The organism is Lentzea pudingi (assembly GCF_014646255.1).
GTDB lineage: Bacteria > Actinomycetota > Actinomycetes > Mycobacteriales > Pseudonocardiaceae > Lentzea > Lentzea pudingi.
The window spans coordinates 109,863-127,592 of sequence record NZ_BMNC01000019.1; the positions used below are offsets into that span (position 1 = coordinate 109,863).

At 65.4% G+C, this 17,730-nt stretch carries 17 protein-coding genes; 13 read left to right on the top strand and 4 right to left on the bottom strand.

The features are described from left to right. The first annotated feature begins 100 nt into the window (after nucleotides 1-100). The 8 genes from IEY88_RS38415 to IEY88_RS38450 all read left to right on the top strand — a co-directional run bounded on the left by IEY88_RS38415 (nucleotide 101) and on the right by IEY88_RS38450 (nucleotide 6,797). A complete protein-coding gene (locus IEY88_RS38415; protein WP_229694159.1) occupies nucleotides 101-778 on the top strand; it encodes a 6-pyruvoyl trahydropterin synthase family protein in 678 nt (225 codons plus the stop codon). Nucleotides 779-813: 35 nt separating this feature from the next. Next, nucleotides 814-1,476 (top strand): 7-carboxy-7-deazaguanine synthase QueE, encoded by a 663-nt coding sequence (locus IEY88_RS38420; RefSeq protein ID WP_189159839.1) that lies wholly within the window; start codon nucleotides 814-816, stop codon nucleotides 1,474-1,476. Between the two features lie 212 nt (nucleotides 1,477-1,688). Then, on the top strand, nucleotides 1,689-2,330 hold the full coding sequence (gene folE / locus IEY88_RS38425) for a GTP cyclohydrolase I (RefSeq protein WP_229694154.1): 642 nt from the start codon (nucleotides 1,689-1,691) through the stop codon (nucleotides 2,328-2,330). Next, nucleotides 2,330-3,145, top strand: coding sequence for a hypothetical protein (locus IEY88_RS38430; RefSeq protein ID WP_189159841.1), 816 nt, complete (start codon nucleotides 2,330-2,332; stop codon nucleotides 3,143-3,145). The genes folE and IEY88_RS38430 overlap by 1 nt, the downstream gene beginning before the upstream one ends. Next, a complete protein-coding gene (locus IEY88_RS38435) occupies nucleotides 3,145-4,212 on the top strand; it encodes a hypothetical protein (protein WP_189159842.1) in 1,068 nt (355 codons plus the stop codon). Before IEY88_RS38430 ends, IEY88_RS38435 begins: the two co-directional genes overlap by 1 nt. Nucleotides 4,213-4,237: 25 nt before the next feature. After that, on the top strand, nucleotides 4,238-4,933 hold the full coding sequence (locus tag IEY88_RS38440; RefSeq protein ID WP_189159843.1) for a dTMP kinase: 696 nt from the start codon (nucleotides 4,238-4,240) through the stop codon (nucleotides 4,931-4,933). A gap of 30 nt (nucleotides 4,934-4,963) precedes the next feature. After that, nucleotides 4,964-5,881, top strand: coding sequence for a DUF2797 domain-containing protein (locus IEY88_RS38445; RefSeq protein ID WP_189159844.1), 918 nt, complete (start codon nucleotides 4,964-4,966; stop codon nucleotides 5,879-5,881). 76 nt (nucleotides 5,882-5,957) lie between these two features. After that, entirely contained in the window at nucleotides 5,958-6,797 is an 840-nt protein-coding gene (locus IEY88_RS38450) for a class I SAM-dependent methyltransferase (RefSeq protein WP_189159845.1), read from the top strand. 66 nt (nucleotides 6,798-6,863) lie between these two features. Here IEY88_RS38450 and IEY88_RS38455 read toward each other — a convergent pair whose 3' ends face one another. Continuing rightward, nucleotides 6,864-7,379 (bottom strand): NUDIX hydrolase, encoded by a 516-nt coding sequence (locus IEY88_RS38455; protein WP_189159846.1) that lies wholly within the window; start codon nucleotides 7,377-7,379, stop codon nucleotides 6,864-6,866. 448 nt (nucleotides 7,380-7,827) lie between these two features. Here IEY88_RS38455 and IEY88_RS38460 point away from each other — a divergent pair, with 448 nt between their 5' ends. From IEY88_RS38460 to IEY88_RS38475, 4 genes are all read left to right on the top strand, one after another. After that, nucleotides 7,828-8,538, top strand: coding sequence for a hypothetical protein (locus tag IEY88_RS38460; protein ID WP_229694155.1), 711 nt, complete (start codon nucleotides 7,828-7,830; stop codon nucleotides 8,536-8,538). Nucleotides 8,539-8,700: 162 nt separating this feature from the next. After that, complete coding sequence (locus IEY88_RS38465) at nucleotides 8,701-9,066, top strand: hypothetical protein (RefSeq protein ID WP_189159847.1); 366 nt, start codon at nucleotides 8,701-8,703, stop codon at nucleotides 9,064-9,066. Nucleotides 9,067-9,468: 402 nt separating this feature from the next. Further along, on the top strand, nucleotides 9,469-10,509 hold the full coding sequence (locus tag IEY88_RS38470) for an AAA family ATPase (protein WP_189159848.1): 1,041 nt from the start codon (nucleotides 9,469-9,471) through the stop codon (nucleotides 10,507-10,509). A 20-nt stretch (nucleotides 10,510-10,529) separates the two neighbouring features. After that, nucleotides 10,530-11,639: a tetratricopeptide repeat protein gene (locus IEY88_RS38475; protein WP_189159849.1), complete on the top strand. Its 1,110-nt coding sequence runs from the start codon at nucleotides 10,530-10,532 to the stop codon at nucleotides 11,637-11,639. Between the two features lie 21 nt (nucleotides 11,640-11,660). Here IEY88_RS38475 and IEY88_RS38480 read toward each other — a convergent pair whose 3' ends face one another. Continuing rightward, entirely contained in the window at nucleotides 11,661-12,647 is a 987-nt protein-coding gene (locus tag IEY88_RS38480) for a carbohydrate kinase family protein (protein ID WP_229694161.1), read from the bottom strand. Between the two features lie 116 nt (nucleotides 12,648-12,763). Further along, nucleotides 12,764-13,891 carry a hypothetical protein gene (locus IEY88_RS38485; RefSeq protein WP_189159851.1) on the bottom strand — a complete coding sequence of 376 codons (1,128 nt, stop codon included), beginning with the start codon at nucleotides 13,889-13,891 and terminating at the stop codon, nucleotides 12,764-12,766. A 312-nt stretch (nucleotides 13,892-14,203) separates the two neighbouring features. On the opposite strand from IEY88_RS38485, the gene IEY88_RS38490 reads away from it, so the two are divergent. After that, entirely contained in the window at nucleotides 14,204-17,131 is a 2,928-nt protein-coding gene (locus IEY88_RS38490) for an AfsR/SARP family transcriptional regulator (RefSeq protein WP_189159852.1), read from the top strand. A gap of 48 nt (nucleotides 17,132-17,179) precedes the next feature. On the opposite strand, the gene IEY88_RS38495 is transcribed toward IEY88_RS38490, so the two are convergent. Next, nucleotides 17,180-17,404 (bottom strand): hypothetical protein, encoded by a 225-nt coding sequence (locus IEY88_RS38495; RefSeq protein ID WP_189159853.1) that lies wholly within the window; start codon nucleotides 17,402-17,404, stop codon nucleotides 17,180-17,182. Nucleotides 17,405-17,730: the final 326 nt, after the last annotated feature.

Consider the following 17,730-nt stretch of genomic DNA (forward strand, 5'->3'; position numbering starts at 1 on the left):
GCTTAACGACCACGACCCGGATGAGTGAGTGGCTGCCCCACCGAGATCAGCACGCACCCTGCCTATGTCCACAGTGGATAAGCAAGCCGAGACGGGAAGCATGACTAGACAACGAAATCCCGGCGTAGCCGGAGAATTCACGGTGTCCAGGACCTTCACATTCAGCGCGAGTCACGAGCTCAGGGAGTTGCCTCCCGGGCATAAATGCCGTCGCAATCACGGACACAACTACACGGTGACAGCTGTGGCACACGTGTGCGATGGCGGCACGGGAGACCTGGCCGCTCTCGGCAGCTACCTGGACGCCACGTTCGAGCATCAGTTGATCAACGAGCGAATCCCGTTCCATCCCACGTGCGAGCTGCTGGCACGCCACCTCGCCGAGTGGTTCACAGCCAACATCGACTCGGCCGTGCTCGCCTCCATCGTGGTATCAGAGACGCCGGCCACTGCTGCGCACTGTGATGGCGCCACCCTCGAAGTCACGATCTCGAAGACGTTCGTGAGCGCCTACGGCGAGGTCACCGTGCTCCTTGAGGCTGATGACCTCGACGAGGCCGGGTTTATCACCGACTTTGGCGATCTGTCGCCGTTCGCAGCGTGTCTTCGTGATCCTGCCGCCACGGAACGGTTGTGTGGTGCCGGGCCTGCGATCGTCGTACATCTCGCAAGATGGTTCGGCGGCAGCATCGAGCCGAAGATCCGCGCGCGGCTGCGATCCCTGCGCATGGTCTCGGGATCCACGACAAGTTCGTGGGAACGGGGTGACGTGGCATGAGTGCCCCTGCGAGTCTGGGGGCCGTCACGGAGACCGTGATCCTCGCGGAGAAGTTCGTGTCCTTTCAGGGAGAAGGGCCGTGCATGGGGCAACGCTGCGCGTTTATCCGACTTTCTCGTTGCAACCTCAGGTGCGGGTGGTGCGATACCCCGGAGACCTGGGACTGGACAAGGTTCAAGGCGGCCGAGGTCAGCAGCAAGGTTCCGATCGCCGAGCTGGTGTCGTGGGTGCTCGAACGCGACGTGGACATGGTGGTGCTCACCGGCGGGGAGCCGATGCTGCAGCAGGACGCCATGGCTGCCATCGCCCGTGGTCTGCCGGGCGTGCGGGTGCAGGTCGAGACGAACGGGACCATGACGCCGATCCCCGAGTTGATGTCCTTGATTGATCTGTGGGTGGTGAGCCCGAAGCTCGCGAACTCTGGCATGAGCTATGCCACGAGAATCAAGCCCGTGGCGCTGAAAGCCCTTGTAGAAACAAGCCGTGCCGCCTTCAAGTTCGTCGTGTCCGATCTGGACAGTGAACTCGACGAGGTGGCCAAGCTTGTGGACGACAACGGGCTGGCCCCGGTGTGGGTGATGCCGGAAGGCTCGACGCGCGAGGAGGTCCTCACAGGAATGGCTGAACTCGTCGGCCCGGTGGGCGAACGTGGCTGGAACATCTCCTTCCGCCTGCACATCCTGGCCGGAGCGCGGTAACGGCCCACCCTGTGACACGGCGCGATGGGCCGACTTTCTTACGCGCCAAACGTTTCCTGAAGAGCAGACAGGAAGCACAGAGAGCGTATCGGCCATGAGCGACTCGCAGCCGGGTCAACCGGAGTCTGCTGCTCCGGGACCGAATCCACTCACGTCCGCCGGCTCAGCTTGTCCCGCAAGCGTCTCCAGCTCCTGGAAGCGAGGCAATGTTCATGACCGACACCATGTCCCCTCCGACGACGGGAGGGAACCTGAACGTGCGGCCGCCGCACCCTCCTACATCGAACGTGGTCGACGGCGATCGCGTCGCCGACCTCGTCAGCCAGCTCCTGGTCGAACTCGGTGAGAACCCTGACCGCGAGGGGTTGGCCGGCACACCGGGCAGGGTCGCCAATTGGTGGCGTTCGTTCCTGTCCCCCGACCCGGCGACGGCGCCGATATGCTTCGGCGAAAACAGCGTCGCGGGGCAGCTGGTCGTGGTCGGTGGCATGAGCGTGTGGTCGTTGTGCGAGCACCACATGCTGCCGATGAACCTCGACGTCGTCGCGGGCTACACGCCTCTCGGCGAGGTTGTGGGCCTGTCGAAGTTCGGCCGAATCGCTCAGCGGCACGCGGGGCGGCTGCAGGTGCAGGAGCGGTTCACGCGGCACGTCGCAGACGAGATCGTCGCGGTGGTCGGCAGTCCGGATGTGGCCGTCGTGGTCCGTGGCACGCACCTGTGCATGAGCATGCGCGGCGTGCGGATGGAAGCCGCCCGCACCACCACGTTGGAGGCCAGTGGCCGATTCGAGACCGATCAGTTGCTCTCCCAGCAGTTCCTGACCCTCGCCACCACCGCGTGGAGGAACAGCTGATGGCCAAGCAGATCGACGTTTCCGTGATCGCCCCACCCGCCTATCTGGATTCATTCGTTGCTCAGGAGCCCGCTCGGGTGCACCACGTCGCAGCGCAGCGCGTCCTGACCGATATCACCTACAGGGAGTTCTTCCACCGCGAGTCCCAACGCGGCGCGGAGATCATCGTCGACAACGGAGTGTTCGACCTCGGCCATGCGCTCCCGGCCGCCGACCTCGTCACAGCTGCTCGCGCCGTCCATGCGAGCGAGATCATCCTTCCGGATGTCATGCGCGACGGGCCCGCCACCATCAAGTCCAGCGACGAGGCGGCCCGCGAGATCGGAGGCCTGACCGACGAGTTCCGGCTGTGCGTTGTGCTGCACGCAGCTGACGACGACGAATGGCTGCGCTGCTACGAGCACTTCGTCTCCCGCGACTACGTCGGGGCGATTGCGCTGCCCGCCTCCCGCAAGCCCGCTCCCGAGGAGCAGCTGTGCCGGACCCGCTGGACTGCGACCCGGTACCTGGAGGACCACGGCATGGTCGAGGACCGGCTGGTATATCGGCTGCTGGGGTTAGGCCGCACCGGGCATCTCGAGTTGGTCGAGCAGCGTGAGCACGAGTGGATCGCCTCGGTCGACGGGGCCGCGCCGGTCATCCTCGGTGCAATGGGTATCGCGATGCTTCCCGACGGCCCTTACGAGAAGCCACCGACCCCTCGGATTGACGAGCTGAGCCCGATCTCCGAGGAACGTTTCGAACTGGTCCGCCGCAACATCGCCGCCATCCGCGACGCAGCAGGCAGCAGTGTTCGCATCCCGGAGGCGGCCTGATGAGCCTCGTCGACGCCTCGGTCCTGACGCCCTGCCCTGCCGCTGCTCTGCTCGCGTCACCGATCCCGGCGGACGGGCACACCATGGCCGCGGACAGCCTGCTGCGCTACTTGCAGATCAAGGTCCACCACCTCATCCAACGCGAGTCCTGGAACCGGATCCACGTCGTCGGCGGCTATGACCGGCAGGCTGTCATCTCCGGGCACGAGAAGACCGGCAAGCTGTTCAACGTCGAGCGCCCCACCGCCGAGATCCACGGCCGCGAACTCGTCATCAAGGCTTTCCCCGGCAACGACTACGTGCACCACTACGCGTTGATCATCGCCACCTACCTGGCCATGACCAACAAGCCTGCCGACATCGTCCGTTACGAGCTCCCTGACCCCGTCGTGTGCCGCGCCGCAGTCGAGCTGCTCGACCTCGACATGGACGGCGACCTCGTGATCGTCGGCTGGGGCTTGGCGCACCTCGCCCCGGCGGCCGATGCCTGGATCTACGGGCCGGGCTATGCCTGGCAGCAGGCTCGCCTGCACGGCCGCCGCGTGATCTACCTGGGGTTCCTGCACAGCATCTGGGGCGACGTCGCCGGACGGGTCGTCACACGTCTGGCCGAACTCGGCGCCCGCGATGTCGTCTACGTCGGCAAAGTCGGCGCGCTACAACCCGGCGTCGAGCCGAACACGCGGCTCGCCACCGGAAACACCAGCCTCCTTGGCGGCACGACCGTCACCTGGCACGATTTTTTCGGCGACTTCGCGACCGCCCAACCAGGCGTGCACACCGGTCTCCACGTCACCTCGCCCTCGATCCTGCTGGAGAACCAGGGCTGGCTGACTGAGCACGCCGAACACGCCTTCGTCGATCCCGAGATCGGCCCGATGGGGGCGGCCGCGCACCACGCCGGAATCGGCTTCGGCTACCTGCACGTCATCTCCAACAATCTCGCTCGCCACTATCCCGCGGACCTGTCCAACGAGCGCGGCCGCGACGTCGTTCATCGACGCTCCATCCTGGTCGAACAGATCCGCAACATCATCGGCAACCGCATGGCCGCCCTGTCGGTCTGACACCCAGCAGAGGAAGAACGACCCCATGACGAACGCAGGATCCGACCTGTCCACGCGCGGGCGGGAGATCACCGTCGTCGGCATCGACGGCGCGGGCAAGTCCACCCTCGCCGCCCGCCTGTGCGAGGCCCTCAACGACGCCGGCCACAAGACGATCCTGGTCGGCAAGACCACCACCGACGTCCCGATGGATCCGGAACTGTCCGCCTACGTCGACAGCCTCAACGCAGTGGTCTATCGCCGCGACGCCCGCGTCGCGCAGGCCTGCGGCGACCGCTACTGGCTGCTGGCGCTGGCCGCCTGGTACACGCTGCAGGACAAGCTCGTGATCCAACCCGCGCTCGAGGCCGGCACCCACGTCATCCTCGACAACGCACACCACAAGATCCTCGCCCGGTACGCGGTCAACCCCGACGTGCCCACCGAACTCGCCGAGCAGGTCTTCACCCACCTCACCACACCGGACCTGGTGTTCTTTCTGCGCATCAGCGCCAAAGAAGCGTTAGCCCGCAAGCAGGGCGAGTTCAGCTCCCTGGAGACCGGCCACAGCGGTGGCGCCAGCGACGACTTCATCCGCTACCAGGACACCGTTCTCACGAAGCTGAGTGAACACGAGCAGCGCGACGGCTGGTTGTCGATGGACGTGACCGACATGGACCGCGATGCGGTGTTCAAGACCGCCGCGGACGCACTCACCGAACACCTCCAGCTGTCCGTCTGACCACAAGCACCGATACCGAGGACCGAACCCATGCCAGTGATCCCGCCGACCAACGGCGAGTACGTGTGCCACGGCGTCACCTGGGCGACCGGAGACCCCCGGCTGCTGCTCGCCCCAGCGCCCGGCGGGGCACTGGTCTATTCCGAGATCATGAAGCAACAACTCGGTTTCGCGACGGGTACCGGCCGCTGGTGCACGGGCCGGTACCCGTTCTCCGACACCGTGCGCGTCGAGGCAGTGGCATGCCCGAACCGCGCCGAGGCCGAGCAGAGCGATCAGTGCGGGCGGTGCTTCCGCCAGGACGAGTTCCGCTCGGCGCACCGCATCCATCAAGGCGGTGCCGTTTCCGAGGCACTGCGCCAGTACATGGACCAGCCGCACCGGCTGTATCTGGCCACCTTCGCCGAAGGCACCACCAAGGTCGGCACCGCAGCCGAGCCACGCAAGCAATCCCGCCTCGACGAACAAGGCGCAATCGTCGCGACTTACCTGACCATCAGCCCCAACGGCGAAGCCGTGCGTCACCTAGAGGAAGCCATCACCGCACGGCTGAAGATACCCCAATCTGTCCGGGCCGCAACCAAACTCAAGGCCCTCGCCACCCAAATCGATCTGTCCGCCGTAACCACCACGCACGAGCAGCACGTCACCCGCGCCGCGGGCGAACTCACCGCGATGGACGTCCCAGTATCGCTGGAGAAGTGGACCCCTCCCACTGAAGGCGCTCTCCTGCGCGCCCCAGGCGCTACACGGATGCTGTACCCGCACGATCTCCGCGAGGGCGAGCACGGATTCACCGTCCTGTCCTGCGTCGGCACTCAAGTACTGGCTCGCCTGCCCGCGAGCGACATCGACTACGTGCTCGACCTCGGCGCTCTCAAGGGACGACGCATCACATTCGGCAACTTCACCTCAGCGGCCGAGGCATTCCAGGACTCATTGTTCTGACCGCACCCGGCGGGCGCTGACCGGTGCCCACCGACAGACGGGCCGTTCTGCCACCCGTGAATCGAGGAACTCCACGATGGCACCCCAAGACGCCGTACTCGGCTGGGATGAGATCACCACCGCTGAGGCATACGCCGCATTCAGCCGCGACTTCCCCATGTACAAGTCAACCAGCCGCGAACTCGCCAGCCGCGCCGAGCTCGGCGACAGCCGCCTCGTCATCGACCTGTGCGGCGGGGCCGGCGCGACCGCCGAGGCGATCCTCGAACTCGCACCGGCCGATGCTCAGGTCATCTCCGTCGACAACGCCGCCGCCATGCAACGAGTAGGTCGCCGCAGCGTGAACGACCCGCGCCTGACCTGGGTCTCAGCCGCCGCCGAGGACCTGGCCGACCACGTGCCCAGCGGCGCGGACGCTGTGGTGTGCAACTCCGCAATCTGGAAGACCCGGGCGTCACAGGTACTCGCCGCAGTTCACCATGTGCTGCGTCCGGGCGGCAGATTCGTGTTCAACATCGGCGGCGGTTTCGCAGGCGTCCGCCACCCCGACGAGGCCAGCGCCCGTACCGGACCGTCCTTGAACAGTCTGATCCAGCAGGTCGCCGCCAGTGACTACAACTACGTTCCGCCTGTGGCGACCGAGTCGGTCCCCAAGCTGTCGCTGGACGCGATCACCGACCAACTCGCCGCTGCCGAACTACTCGTCCTCGCTACGGAGGTCACCGCCCAGCACAGCACCATGGCCGAGAAGAAGGCATGGCTATCGATTCCGATCTTCGCTCGACCCGCCGGAGAGTTCACGCACGCTCAGCGAATGGACATCTTGGACAAGGCGTACTCCAGGACGGTGCCCAATGCACCAACCGTCACGACCTGGCTCACGGTCGTCGCACAACGCCCAAGCCAGCGGCGATGACCGGGTCGCCACTAGGCGGAAATTGCGGCAGCCGTGCATGAAATGCCGCAGCTGACGCTGGAAAACTCAATGCACCCCGAACGCTGCCCCAGTCGCCAGACGCCGCGCATGTGCGCGAATGCGACCGCGGTCCTCAGGAAACATGCTGTCCCAAGTGTCGTCCAGGTTCACCCACTTCGGCGGCTGACCACTTTCCCCGCCTAGCGGCACAGCGCGATCCACGACGACGCTGTAGACCAAGCTCAGCGTCGGCGCCCAGTCAGCGCGGTACGAACGAACCCCGACGGCGGCTGGCGTTGGCAGCAGGTCCCCTGCCACGCCAGTTTCTTCCCGAAGTTCACGAACCGCAGCGGCCCGCGGCGTCTCGCGATGCTCAACAGTGCCACCAGGCGCCACCAAACCACGCACACGATGCTCCACGAGCAACACATGGCTGTAAGTCGGGTCGATAACCCAAATCTCGGCTGCGAGCGGCTCCGTCAGCTCCGGTCGAGCGCGCAGCCACGCGAGGGCGTCATCAAACTCCGATGTAGCCAGGCACGCGTCCGCGACTGCTGCATCCCTTGTCAGCTTGTCGATCACCTGGTCCACCCTATGCCGGTATCCCAACTCAGCGGGACGCTGCACTCGACAGCCGCCGATGCGTACTGCTCAATCGATGATGTGCTGCTCAACCTCCGCTCACTCGAACTACGCATCGAGTGGACGTGGGGCATTGATGATCTCCAGGACCGTCGGACCCAGCTCGCTCGGCCGTTGCTTCCTCTCCTCGTCAGAGGACTGGTACGCGCACCGGCCGCCTGCCGAGAGGCAAACACTCCATCAGGACAGCGGATCGACGCAGACCGGGCGTTCGTCCCACTGGCTCGACCGGCATTCACCCGTTTGCCGCTCAACACCACCACTGCCGACGGCGTTAGCTCGCAGAGCGCTGCGCCACGGTCACCGACAGTTCATCGCGAGGGCTCCCAGATCGGTGATCAGGATGCGGCGTCTGCGTGCGGACACGATCTAGGCAAGGGCGGACCTGATGGAGTTCAGAACCATTAACGGCCGGCGCGTCCCGATCAAGGGCGGTGGCAAGAGCGGTGCGGTGGTGGCTGCCGGGGTGCTCGCGCTCGGCTTGGCCGGCGGCACCGGCGGCCTGACCCTCGGGGGCGGATCCAGCCTGGTCTCCGAAGTCGGAGCGGGCGCGCAGAACGCCGCGCAGGGTGTGGGCTCTGGATCAGGCTCGGGCGGCTCCGCGCAGATCAAAGCCAGCAAGTCCGAGGGACAGAAGTCCGCGCGCAAAGGCGACAGCGAGGCCGCGTGGCAGCGACTGGGCGTCAAGCAACTCAAGCGCACCGTGCGTCAGCAGGCCGAGTGTGTGGCGGTCTCGTTCGGGCAGATCCGCGACTTCTTCACCCGCACCCGTTGCACCTCCCTGGACCGCGCCCTATTCCTGGTCGGCGATGGCACGGGCAACACCGCAGTGCTGTCGGTGGCCTGGGTCGGCCTGGCCTCCGCCCGCGACGCTGACAAGTTCGAGTCGGTGATGAAGATCCACGGCAGCGGCGACATCCAGCCCCTTGGCTCGGCGATGCTGGGCCTCGCGGACATCCGCTTCACCGGCGAGAACTACGGCAGCGATCGCAACGGCAAGACCGTCACCATCGCCGAAACCGAACTCGTCTCCGGCCACCTCGACCGCGACACCCTCGACGCTATCGCCGAAGTCTCCGCCTACCTGCCCCGCATCTGAGCGTCACGGCCCTGGTTGTGCTGCATCAGATCGAGGCGGCGAAAATCGTCGAGTTCATGGGGCTAGGCGTTCAAGAACGCGCTCAACTGGCACGGCTTACGTGCCGGACGTTGTCCTCTAGCGATAGTGAGACCCCCGTTGACGGTGCATGACATTCACGCGTTGATCGGCGAGATCTACACGGCGATCGTACTGACTGAACGCGCGGCGGAGGAAGCGACGCCGATCTTTTGGAAGGCCGTTGATCATCATGTGGTGGTCGACGGCGTGCAAATCGGCGAGTTTCGAAGCGCGGGGCACGCCAGGTTCGCAGCGTGGAACGCACCGATCTACGCGGTACGGCGGACAACCACAGACCGGATGACCTTGCACAAGATCAAGGAAGTCATCGGCGATCGAGACCTGAGCAGGTATGGCGAACCTGGCCTGCTCGACGACGATCCGAACGCGCTTGCTGTGACTCTGGCCGCTGAGACCGTGATCAACTTGGCCGCCGCGTACGACCACGGGTCAGAGTCGCGGCTCTGATGAGCACTACTTGTCGCCTACGGAGGATCTCCGGGCACGAAGATAGCGGTGCCGTCGAGAGCCTTCGTGAGCGGCGAGAGCCTCTGGTCTCCGCAGTGTCCGACTGTCTGCAAGCGCAACTGACACGCTTCCAGCCACCAACAGGCCCGGCTCAGCCGATAGCTGGGCGATGCGCTGCTTCAACTGCGCACGACTGGCCGACCGGCAGATCCGGATCACGCCCGGATGCTCGCGCCAATTCGCGAGTAGCACCTACTGGCTGTCGCTCCACGGACTAACACCAGCTCACGATGCCCGAGGCTGATAGTTCAGCCGGGTGAGACGTGCCCAAATGAGTGCTTCGACGAGCATGAATACCGTACGGTCGTACCGCGGAGCGCTGTGCGGGGCGGTGAAGGCGCGATGGCGGATGTCGAGTCGGGTGACCAGTCCAGGCGATCACCAAAGATCAAGGTAGCCAACGAGCTGGCGGGATCAGCTGTCAGCGGGGGCGTCATCCAAGCCGGCGTCATTCATGGAGACATCAATCTCGACGCTGGCCCTGGCTTCGAACCTCGTGTGCCGCAGCAGCTTCCGCCGCCACCCACACACTTCACCAACAGGGAAGCAGAATTGACGGCGCTGGATTCGTTACTGGATCCGGTTACATCGCGGTGGGCACCTGAGGTTGTTGTAGTGACGGGCTCAGCCGGTGTCGGCAAAACGGCGTTGGCCTTGCGGTGGGCCGCGGCGCATCGCGATCGGTTCACGGGTGGGCAGCTGTTCGCCGATCTGGCGAGTGTCGTGGTGGTGGAGCCAGTATCGGCGTCACGCACGCTCGGCGCGTTCCTGCGGTCTGCGGGCTTCCCGCCGCATCAGATTCCGGCCGATGAGTCGGAGCGCGCGGCGTTGTGGCGTTCGTGGACAGCTCAGCGGGCGGTGTTGGTGGTTCTCGACAATGCTCACTCTGCGGCGCAAGTACGTAGGTTGATCCCTGGTTCGGCAGCGAGCGTGGTGCTGGTGACCAGCAGGAAACGATTGGCGGGCCTGGCACAAGGTGGTGCGCGGACTATCGAGGTGGTGCCGCTCGATTTGCGGTCGAGACTTGAGTTGCTACGCCGGTCGATCGGGGGACCTCGCGTTGAACGTGGGCCTGATCAGGCGCGGCGGTTGGTGAGCTTGTGCGGCGGCCTGCCGATCGCGGTGTGTGTCGCGGCGGCGCAACTGTCGTCGCGACCGGTGCGGTCGATCCAAGGGGCAGTACGCGACCTGTCACGGCGAGGCTCGCGGCTGACCGCGCTATCGCAAAGTGAGGAGCTCTCGGTGCGCGCGGTTTTCGACTCGTCTACCACGACCTTTCCCCCGAACCGGCCCGGTTGTACCGGCTGGCCAGTCTGCACCCAGGGGACGCTTTCAGTTCTCATGCGGCGGCAGTGCTGGCCGACGCTCCGGTCTCCGTGGTGACGCGGCTAATAGATGTCCTGGTGGACGCGAACCTGCTGCAGGAAACCAGCGAAGACCGCTACCAGTTTCACGATCTTGTTCGGCAGCATGCTCACGAACAGGCAGAGGCAGCCGGCGAGGCCGATTCCGGCTCGACGGCACCAACGCGGATCTGCGAGTGGTATCTGCGTGCGGCTCGGGCCGCGGTATTGGCCGCAACAGGGTTGCGGCGTCGGAAGGCGTACACGTTCAGTACGACTGCGCCCACGTTCGCGCTTCCGGAGGAGTTGGAATCGGTGGACGGGAGTTGGGCGTGGCTCGATGTGGAGCAGGGCAACATCGTGGCCGCGTTGAAGTCGGCGGGCAGTGCAGGGCGCCCCGAGCTGGCCTGGCATCTCGCGGACGTGACGCGACCGTTGCTGCGTGTCCGCAAGGATTTCCAGCTCGCTCAAGAGGTGGAGCGCGAGGGCTTGGTCGCGGCGCGGGCGTGGGGTGAGGGACGTGCTGAGCGGAGCATGCTGAAACGGCTCGCCCGCTCCTGTAGTGAACTGGGTGACTACGTGCAGGCAGAGGGGTACGCGCGGAAGGCGTTGCGGCTTGCCGAGGCCGACCAGGACTCCCGCGGAGCCACGAGCGCACGCAAGGCGTTGACGCTGCTTCTGGTCGATCAGGGCCAGTATGCCGAGGCGGAGAGTCGGCTGCGGGAGATCGTGGACTCCTATCGTGTGCTGGGGAGGATTCGCAGCCGCGCCACGACTGAGATCACCTTGGGCGCGGTGCTGCTGGCGTTGCGCCAGCCTGCCGAGGCGGTGCCGTTTCTGGAGTCGTCGGTCGAGTTGCTGAGCGATCTGGATCCGCCCGACGAGTACAACTTGGCGCGGGCACGCGCACAGCTGGGCCAGGCACGTGCCGCCCTCGGCGACTTTGAGGTCGCGGCCGGGCTCCTGGCAGCGGCGCTCGCCGCGCTGGTGAGGCTCGGCTCGCGGTTTGAACAGGCGCTGGTCCACGAGGCGCTAGCTGATCTCGATCTGGCTCGCGGCGACGTCCTTGGGGCGCGTCAGCATCTGACGACGGCAGCCACTCTCTTGCGCACTTTGGGGTCCGTACAGGCGGACCGCATCGCGGACAAGATCGAGAGTATGGACGGCTGATCTTCATACAGAACAATGCTTCTAGACCCGGTGCACGGCCGGCAACCCTTGGCTGTGAACAAGGTGGGGAAGCATGGTTCCGGCGTCGCGGACATCGTCGTCAGGCCCGGCTCCGACCTTCCAGCCTGCAGCGAGGCATCCGTGGGGCAGGGCGTCTATCGGGTCGCCGGTGAGCGCGTAGTGGTGGGCGAACGTGGCGAGCAGCGTGTCCCCGGCACCGCTGGTGTAGCGGACAAGCCGGGATGCTGCGGCAGGCACGTGCCAAACGGCACGGTGGTGGTGGAGCCCGATAAGTGCTCCTGCGGCGCCCATGCCGACGATGACAACCGGTGTGCGGTAGCGCGACCACAGTCGCCGGATCCAGTCGCCAGGCGGACATGGCATTTTCTCGTGCGAGCACGAGAGCACGTGCGCGACTCGCATCCACTCCTCGTTGTGCCGGGACTGGACGGTGTCGATGACGTGCAGATCAGTGATGATCGGTATCGCTCGATCGGCCGCGGCGCTGATCAGCGACCTGGTGAAGTTGATGTTGGACAGCATCGCGAAGTCGGCGCCCCCGGCCGCATCCAGCGCATGCGTGAAGACCTCGGTTGGGTAGCGCCGGTTTACGGCGTCGCGCAGGTCGGTGGCTCCGCTGCGCGTACCGGCGCGGTCGTAGTGCACGACGGCGCGCGGTTGAGCGTCGCACACCTGGGTGGCAGGCCCGAGAAGCCCTGCGCTGCGTAGTCCTGCTTCGGCTAGCTGCCCCGCGGGGTCGCGGCCGATGTAGGTGGCGAACAGAACGTCGCTTCCCAAGGCCTGCAATGTGTTGGCGATGGTCCAGCCGACACCGGACAAGCGCAACGCGATCTGTCCGGGAAGGCGGCGGCTCGATGTGAGCGGAATCGGAAACACGTCCACGGGGACGGCGAGACGGACGTTCACGATGCCTGCGACGGCGATGCGGGGCATGGCATCAACTCCTGTGGTGTCGACGGTGCGTGTCGCGCTGGCCGTGGTGACCATGCGCACGAGATGGATGCAGGCAAATGTGGTGGCGTGACGGCGTTGTCACGCCGGCAAGACGGCCGGCAGGATGAGGACGGAGGTGCGTCGTCGAGCGACTAGCGGAACCGAGATCCTCAGACTTGCCTCTGCGGCACCGCGACAGGTTCGAGCTGGCGATGCCGTCCTGGCTCGGGGAGGCAGAGCTGGCGGTAGATCGCGTCGCGGAGTAGGCGGACCGCTTGATCTGGTTTCGATGTCACCGCTGCCGTGATCGCGGCGTAGTCGTCTTCGTCGAAGTGATCGGCCGCCGAGTGGAGTTGCGGCTCAATGGGGTCTGTGAGGTGCAGGCGTGGAGCGCGGTCCGCGAGCAGAGCGTTGGCGGACAAGGGTGCTACGTCGGTGTCCAGGCCGTCGACGGTGAGCACGGGCACGCGAGCGCATGCCGCGTAGACCGGGATGGAGCCGTGGTCCCCGATCACGATGTCGGCGCCGATCACCGCGGCACGCCAGTCGACCTCGGGTGTGAGCACTGTCAGCCCGGCTCGCCGGTACTCCGACAGCCAGGCCAGGACTTGACGTTTGCCGTGCCCGAACCACACGCCCGGATGAAGCAAAGCTGCGATGCGGAACTTGCGATTGTCCAGTTGCTGCAACAGCCGCGGCATGAGTTCGGCGCTACGCGCGAACAACGACTGCGCTCCCCACGTGGAGGCGATGAGCACGAGTTGCTGGTCGTCCTCGACGCACAGCGCCTCGCGGTACAGCTTGCGCAGATGCATGCTCGCGAGAAGCTTGTCGTAGCAAGGATCCCCGGCGACAAGGGCCGAGCTCAAAGCTTCCGGGCACTGGGCTCGCAGGATCGACTTGTGCGCATTTGTAGACAGAACAAGGACATCGGCGAGTACGCGTCCGTCTCGTGTGAGGCGCTGAGCGTCCAATCCGTACACCTGGCGACGAGCACGCGATCCCTTGCCAGTCGCTTGCGGTGCGAGCTTGCCGTAGCCGGCGCCGTGCGGAAGCACGATCCGCGGCGCGTGGATCTCGCTGAGCCCGCCGTAGGACGCGGTGATAGCGAGGTCGAAGCGTTGCTGGATAGCTTGCTGCCACGGAACGACCAGGGCTCCCAGGGACCTCAACCAGTCGATGACGCCGGAGTCGAACACGTCCGGCGCCGGTGTGAAGACCACCTGAATGCGTTGATCGGTCTCGATGTGTTCGACCACGTCGAGCAGCCGCTGGCCGCTCGGCAGGGTGTGCACCACAACGAGCACCGTACGCAGCCCGGCCAGTGTGACCCAGCGTTCCGCACCTACACCTATCGGCACCCTGACCCAACCCGCTTCTCCCATTGCGCCCCTTTGCTCCCCTGGTTGTCCCCTCTGGATCGAAGAGTCCTGGCCTGATTGGACTGAGCGGTTGCAGAGCGCTGGACAGCTCGTTGGACACCCTCCAAACCGCCCACTAGGAGTAATTTCGACTTTTCCTAGCGTGATCATCACTGGTCGCGGCTACTGTGGATTGGGCGTTCATGCGGCGAGCACGGTGAACAACTGGGCATGGAGAGGGGGTCTCGCATGCAGATCACGCTGCTGGGTGAGGTCGGCCTCGTGCTGGACGGCGAACCTGTCGTGTTCACCTCCAGCAAGGAGCGCTACGTGCTCGCGTTCATGGCGAACAAGCCCGTCAGCGTGACAACGCTGATCGACGCCGTCTGGGACGTACCCGCCGCCCCGGACAAGGCGCACAAGAGCTTGCAAAGCTACATCAGCAGGATCCGCGGGAAGTTCAGGACCGACGACATTCCCGCCAAGATCGTCTTCAGGACCGAGTCGTACCTGCTGGAGATCGACCCGATCCTGGTGGACTACCACCGCTTTCTCGACCTGCACGCGCAGGCACGCGCCGAGGTCGACCGCGGCCGATTCGAAATGGCGGCCGCACTGTTCGACGACGCGTTGCGCCAATGGCAGCACACGCCGTTCACAGGCCTCAGCACACTGTGGGCCGACCGGCGCCGGCAGGCCATGAACGCCGACCACCTCACCGTGCGCTGTGAACGCATCAGCAACGAGATGCGCCTGCACCGCTATGAACTCGCCCTCAAGCACATCGAGGAGCTACTGGAGGACGACGAGCTTAGCGAACGGCTCGTGCGCCTCAAGCTCGATGTCCTCGCCGCATTCGGCACGTATCGAGAGATCACCGACTACTACCGCACCGTCTATCGACGCACGGTCGAGGAGTTCGGCGTTCCGCCGGGCATCGATCTCAACGAGCACTACGAGCACATCATCAACCTCACGAAAACACCGAAGCCCCGCCCCACAGAGCCGGTCGACGCAGACGGCGTCGTCACGAGCGCGCCCCTCATCGCAGGGCAGGTGACGGCCGCGCGGCCACCTCGCCAACTTCCGCCAGATCTGCGTGATTTCATCGGCCGCGCGGAGCAGCTGTGTGCCCTCGACGTACTCGCTCCCGCAGACACAAGCCTCGACGACTGCATACCGATCGCCGTACTGCACGGACCGCCTGGGATCGGCAAGACCGCGCTCGCTACTCGCTGGGCGCACCGCGCGGCCCACCGCTTCCCCGACGGCCAGGTCTTCTTCAACCTCCACGGCCACGGTCCCACCCGCCCCGCGGACCCCGCCGAGGTGCTGGGCAATCTACTCGTCGCCTTAGGCGGCCCCGCCGACCACCTCCCGGCCACCTCCGCGGAACGAACCGCGCAACTACGCACAATGACCGCCGACAGGCGCCTGCTCATCGTGCTCGACAACGCCGCTAGCTCCGAACAAGTCCTCCCCCTTCTTCCGTCCAGTGCCAGCTGCATGGTGATCATCACCTGCCGCAGTCGGCTGAACAGACTCGTCCAGCAGACCGGCGCCCACGACGTCGACGTCCGACCGCTACCGCCTGGCGACGCGCAATCCCTGCTGGCCCGGCTGACCCCCAAACGCAGTGACAGCACCACCCAACTCGACGACGCGCTCACACTGCTCGGTGGCTTCCCGCTCGCGGTGCGCATCGCGGCCAGCAGACTCAACGAGTACCACGCGACACCGCTGCACGAGCTGGTCGGCTCGCTACGTGACCGGCTGGCTGATTGGAACGGCGGAGACGGCGACTCCCCCAGTCTCAACGCGCTGTTCTCGTGGTCCTACAACCAGCTCCCCCCGGACGTACAACTCGCGTTCCGGCACATCGGTGTCCACAGTGGACCAGACTTCGACACCGGCGCCGCAGCGGCCGCCTCCGCGTTCACCTACCTGGACGCCCAGAAAACATTGGAACACCTCGCGGCAACTCACCTGGTCGAGCCCACCGAGCTTCACCGATACCGCGCACACGACCTGCTCCGCGCCTATGCCGCTGGCCTCCTGCGTCAACACGACGAGTACGACGACGCGCTCGATCGGCTCCTGAATTGGTACCTGCACACCGCCAACAACGCCGACATGACAATCGCACCACACAAAGATCCGCTACCGCTGTCCGCTCCAGCCGCGGCTGTTCATCCGCTCACCTTCCGATCCGCCACCGCCGCGATCGCGTGGTTCACCGACGAGTGCGGGAACCTCGTCGAAGCAGTCCACCAAGCTCATGACGCCGGCCGGCACGGACTCACTTGGCGGCTGGCGGCAGCCACTCGTGATCAGCTGGGACGACACGCCCGCTACGGCGACAGCAAAACCGTCGCCTCGCTCGCTCTCGCCTCAGCCCGCATCGCACAAGAGCAACGAGGCGAAGCCGCAAGCCTCAACGACCTGGCGCTGGCACACCTGCATATCGGCGACATCACCGAGGCAGGCGCACTGTTCTCCCAAGCACTCACACTGGCCAGGGACATCAAAGACCATCCCACCGAGGCGACCTGCTTGCACAACCTCGCCGTCTACCACCGCAACGCCGGCGAACACGACCACGCCCTCGACCTCTTCCACCAAGCACTGCGAGCCCGGCAGTCCGCGGCGGACCTCTATGGGCTCGGATTCACCCACCACTCGATGGCGCTCACCTACAGCGCCACACAAAGGTACGACCAGGCCGAGCACCACCACCAACTCGCGCTCACAACCTGGGCACCCATCGACTGCGAGTACGGCAAAGCCATCACACTCACAGCATTGGCAGATCTCCGGCTCGCCATCGGCGACCCGCTCCGCGCCATCGACTCCGCCAACGCAGCCCTGATGATCCACCAACCCGCGAACGACGTTCTCTACATCATCAAGACCCAGCTAACCCTCGCGAACGCTTACGCCGCGATCACACGCTTCACTGAAGCGAGTCACTACGCGGACAACGCGCTCGAGCTCGCCCGCAAGACAAACAACATCGCGCTGATTGCCGACGCGCTACGTGGACTCGGTCACATCTATCAGGCCTCGGGGGAACACGATTCGGCCAGAAAAGCATGGAGCCAGGCCCTCCAGCACTACAAGAACATCAACTCTCCACATGAGTCGGCTGTTGCACGGCTGCTGGATCCGGCTCCGTAGTCGCCCCCCGCAGCAGTCCAAACCCACGGTGGCAACCGCTTCGGACGCTTAACCTTCCACGTCTTCGGGCTTGGTTGCGCTTGCCCTCCGCCGAGCGGGCCAGCGCTCCCGACGACGGGACCGCGCGGGACCCGGTTCCCTGTTGAGCGCGCGGATAATCTCGGCTCGCTGTTCGGGCCTCGTTCCGCGCAACGCTACGATCATGATCACCACGCGTGCGGTGACCACGCCGAACAGCGCGAGCGCTCCCGTCGCGCCGATGTTGGACCACATGGTCACCTCCCTGCTGCGCCTTCACCTTGGTAGTTCGCGGTTCTCTCATGAGGGCTGCACACAGCCGTCTGTGGATAACTCACATTCTGTGGACAACTTGGGATCAAGCGTCCGGCTCACGCTGCGGATTCTGCCCAGTCCTGCAGTGCCGCTGATCGAGATCACCCGATGAAGTGAACCGTCACTCGATCGGACCAGCTTCGGGGCCAAGACTGCTGATCGATCCGCGTATCTGTCCAGGCAGAGGACCCGAATGGACGGCGTCTCTTAGGGATCAGTTCAGAATGAGCTTGCGCAGGCAGATGATCGAGCAGGCGAGGCTGAGC